Source organism: Marinomonas sargassi (assembly GCF_025716875.1).
Taxonomy (GTDB): Bacteria; Pseudomonadota; Gammaproteobacteria; order Pseudomonadales; family Marinomonadaceae; genus Marinomonas; species Marinomonas sargassi.
In genome coordinates, this window is sequence record NZ_JAOVZB010000011.1 from 1 (window position 1) to 4,875 (window position 4,875).

General features: G+C 49.9%; 2 rRNA genes. Both read right to left on the reverse strand.

Annotated elements, in window-relative coordinates:
• Positions 1 to 19: 19 nt before the first annotated feature.
• Positions 20 to 2,903: ribosomal RNA gene (locus OFY17_RS14850) — 23S ribosomal RNA — on the reverse strand.
• A gap of 283 nt (positions 2,904 to 3,186) precedes the next feature.
• A 16S ribosomal RNA gene (locus tag OFY17_RS14855) occupies positions 3,187 to 4,724 on the reverse strand.
• The 16S and 23S rRNA genes sit together here, the layout of an rRNA operon.
• Positions 4,725 to 4,875: the final 151 nt, after the last annotated feature.

Here is a 4,875-nt window from a genome sequence, read left to right on the forward strand (position 1 = left end):
AAAACCACTTTGGTGTTATATGGTCAAGCCTCACGAGCAATTAGTATTGGTTAGCTCAATGCCTCACAGCACTTACACACCCAACCTATCAACGTCGTAGTCTTCAACGGCTCTTTAGGGGACTTATGTCCCAGTGAGATCTCATCTTGAGGGAGGCTTCCCGCTTAGATGCTTTCAGCGGTTATCCCGTCCGAACATAGCTACCCGGCAATGCCACTGGCGTGACAACCGGAACACCAGAGGTTCGTCCACTCCGGTCCTCTCGTACTAGGAGCAGCTCCTCTCAAATCTCAAACGTCCACGGCAGATAGGGACCGAACTGTCTCACGACGTTCTAAACCCAGCTCGCGTACCACTTTAAATGGCGAACAGCCATACCCTTGGGACCGGCTTCAGCCCCAGGATGTGATGAGCCGACATCGAGGTGCCAAACACCGCCGTCGATGTGAACTCTTGGGCGGTATCAGCCTGTTATCCCCGGAGTACCTTTTATCCGTTGAGCGATGGCCCTTCCATACAGAACCACCGGATCACTAAGACCTACTTTCGTACCTGCTCGACGTGTCTGTCTCGCAGTTAAGCGTGCTTTTGCCTTTACACTCTATGCATGATTTCCGACCATGCTGAGCACACCTTCGTGCTCCTCCGTTACTCTTTGGGAGGAGACCGCCCCAGTCAAACTACCCACCACACAGTGTCCTCGATCCAGATAATGGACCTGAGTTAGAACCTCAAACGTACCAGGGTGGTATTTCAAGATCGGCTCCACGTAAACTGGCGTCTACGTTTCAAAGCCTCCCACCTATCCTACACAAGTAGGTTCAAAGTTCACTGTGAAGCTATAGTAAAGGTTCACGGGGTCTTTCCGTCTAGCCGCGGATACACAGCATCTTCACTGCGATTTCAATTTCACTGAGTCTCGGGTGGAGACAGTGTGGCCATCGTTACGCCATTCGTGCAGGTCGGAACTTACCCGACAAGGAATTTCGCTACCTTAGGACCGTTATAGTTACGGCCGCCGTTTACTTGGGCTTCGATCAAGAGCTTCGCTTACGCTAACCCCATCAATTAACCTTCAAGCACCGGGCAGGCGTCACACCCTATACGTCCACTTTCGTGTTTGCAGAGTGCTGTGTTTTTAATAAACAGTCGCAGCCACCTGGTATCTTCGACCGATCAATGCTTACGGAGCAAGTCCTTCACACTAATCGGCGTACCTTCTCCCGAAGTTACGGTACCATTTTGCCTAGTTCCTTCACCCGAGTTCTCTCAAGCGCCTTGGTATTCTCTACCTGACCACCTGTGTCGGTTTGGGGTACGGTTCGATCATATCTGAAGCTTAGAAGTTTTTCCTGGAAGCATGGCATCGACCACTTCACCCAAAAGAGGGCTCGTCATCAGTTCTCAGTCTTAAAAGGACCCGGATTTGCCTAAGTCCTAAACCTACCGCCTTAAACACAGACAACCATCGCTGTGCTGGCCTAGCCTTCTCCGTCTCTCCATCGCAATATGTACGAGTACAGGAATATTAACCTGTTTCCCATCGACTACGCATTTCTGCCTCGCCTTAGGGGCCGACTCACCCTGCCCTGATTAACATGGGACAGGAAACCTTGGTCTTCCGGCGGGGGAGTTTTTCACTCCCCTTATCGTTACTCATGTCAACATTCGCACTTCTGATACCTCCAGCCTGCCTTACAGCTTGACCTTCAACGGCTTACAGAACGCTCCTCTACCATGCATATAAATATGCATCCGTAGCTTCGGTGTACAGTTTAGCCCCGTTATATCTTCCGCGCAGGCCGACTCGACTAGTGAGCTATTACGCTTTCTTTAAAGGATGGCTGCTTCTAAGCCAACCTCCTAGCTGTCTAAGCCTTCCCACATCGTTTCCCACTTAACTGTAACTTTGGGACCTTAGCTGACGGTCTGGGTTGTTTCCCTTTCCACGACGGACGTTAGCACCCGCCGTGTGTCTCCCGTAATTGCACTCATTGGTATTCGGAGTTTGCATGGGGTTGGTAAGTCGGGATGACCCCCTAGCCCAAACAGTGCTCTACCCCCAATGGTGAGATACGAGGCGCTACCTAAATAGCTTTCGAGGAGAACCAGCTATCTCCGAGCTTGATTAGCCTTTCACTCCTATCCACAAGTCATCCCCGGACTTTTCAACGTACGTGGGTTCGGTCCTCCAGTTGATGTTACTCAACCTTCAACCTGCTCATGGATAGATCGCCCGGTTTCGGGTCTATTCCCAGCAACTAAACGCCCTATTAAGACTCGGTTTCCCTACGGCTCCACTAATCGCTTAACCTTGCTACTGAAAATAAGTCGTTGACCCATTATACAAAAGGTACGCAGTCACCGAATAAATCGGCTCCCACTGCTTGTACGTACACGGTTTCAGGATCTATTTCACTCCCCTCACAGGGGTTCTTTTCGCCTTTCCCTCACGGTACTGGTTCACTATCGGTCAGTCAGGAGTATTTAGCCTTGGAGGATGGTCCCCCCATATTCAGTCAAGATAACACGTGTCCCGACCTACTCGTTTTCATTAATATGGCGTTTTCGTATACGGGGCTATCACCCTCTACGGCGACCCTTTCCAGAGTCTTCTACTAACACCAAATCAACTTAAGGGCTAATCCCCTTTCGCTCGCCGCTACTAAGGGAATCTCAATTGATTTCTTTTCCTAAGGGTACTTAGATGTTTCAGTTCCCCTCGTTCGCCTCGTTAAGCTATGTATTCACTTAACGATACCCGCAAGCGGGTGGGTTTCCCCATTCGGACATCCTAGGATCAAAGTCTGTTTATCGACTCCCCTAGGCTTTTCGCAGATTACCACGTCCTTCATCGCCTCTGACTGCCAAGGCATCCACCGTGCACGCTTGGTCACTTGACCATATAACCCAAAATAGTTTCTGTTATTACAAGAACAACATTCTTCTTTAAGATCACATACCCCAGGAGCTTTTGTACCTCCCAAGGATTTACGATAATAGAAGTCACTAGGTTAAAGTGATCTTCCACCGGTTTAACGCTTGATTCATCGTTATTTCAAAAAAGTTGAATTGTTAAAGAGCAAGTTGCTCAATAAAAAAGATTGGAATCTTGAGGATGATTTTTCATCAAAACTCAAAACATCAGATAATTTGTGTGAACGCTCACCAGAGCTTTCTATCGTTTAAGGAGGTGATCCAGCCCCAGGTTCCCCTAGGGCTACCTTGTTACGACTTCACCCCAGTCATTGACCACTCCGTGGTAACCGCCATCCCGAAGGTTAAGCTAGCTACTTCTGGAGCAATCAACTCCCATGGTGTGACGGGCGGTGTGTACAAGGCCCGGGAACGTATTCACCGTAGCATTCTGATCTACGATTACTAGCGATTCCGACTTCATGGAGTCGAGTTGCAGACTCCAATCCGGACTACGACGTACTTTATGGGATTTGCTCACTATCGCTAGCTCGCAGCCCTTTGTATACGCCATTGTAGCACGTGTGTAGCCCTACTCGTAAGGGCCATGATGACTTGACGTCGTCCCCACCTTCCTCCGGTTTGTCACCGGCAGTCTCCTTAAAGTTCCCACCCGAAGTGCTGGCAAGTAAGGATAAGGGTTGCGCTCGTTACGGGACTTAACCCAACATTTCACAACACGAGCTGACGACAGCCATGCAGCACCTGTCTCAGAGTTCCCGAAGGCACTAAGCTATCTCTAGCGAATTCTCTGGATGTCAAGAGTAGGTAAGGTTCTTCGCGTTGCGTCGAATTAAACCACATGCTCCACCGCTTGTGCGGGCCCCCGTCAATTCATTTGAGTTTTAACCTTGCGGCCGTACTCCCCAGGCGGTCTACTTATTGCGTTAGCTGCGCCACTAAGTCATTACAACCCAACGGCTAGTAGACATCGTTTACGGCGTGGACTACCAGGGTATCTAATCCTGTTTGCTCCCCACGCTTTCGCACCTCAGTGTCAGTATCAGTCCAGGGTGTCGCCTTCGCCACTGATGTTCCTTCCTATATCTACGCATTTCACCGCTACACAGGAAATTCCACACCCCTCTACCGTACTCTAGCCTGCCAGTATCCGGTGCCATTCCAAGGTTGAGCCCTGGGATTTCACATCAGACTTAACAAACCACCTACGCGCGCTTTACGCCCAGTAATTCCGATTAACGCTTGCACCCTCTGTATTACCGCGGCTGCTGGCACAGAGTTAGCCGGTGCTTCTTCTGGAGCTAACGTCAAGACATTCAGGTATTAACCAAACGCCCTTCCTCACTCCTGAAAGTGCTTTACAACCCTAAGGCCTTCTTCACACACGCGGCATGGCTGGATCAGGCTTGCGCCCATTGTCCAATATTCCCCACTGCTGCCTCCCGTAGGAGTCTGGGCCGTGTCTCAGTCCCAGTGTGACTGGTCATCCTCTCAGACCAGTTAGAGATCGTCGCCTTGGTAGGCCTTTACCCCACCAACTAGCTAATCTCACGCAGGCTCATCCAATAGCGGAAGGTCCGAAGATCCCCTCCTTTCCCCCTAAGGGCGTATGCGGTATTAGCATGCGTTTCCACATGTTGTCCCCCTCTACTGGGCAGATTCCTACGCGTTACTCACCCGTCCGCCGCTCGACGCCTGATAGCAAGCTATCATCGTTTCCGCTCGACTTGCATGTGTTAAGCCTGCCGCCAGCGTTCAATCTGAGCCATGATCAAACTCTTCAGTTAAAAAGTTTGCTCACACTCAATACAAAACACCAACTTACTTAATAAAGCGAATTGACGTGTTTGACTCTCGTGTAAGACTTCAATTTTTTTGAAAGTCTCCAGCGAGCGCCCACACAAATTATCTGATTATCTATTTTAAAGAGCGTTGCTA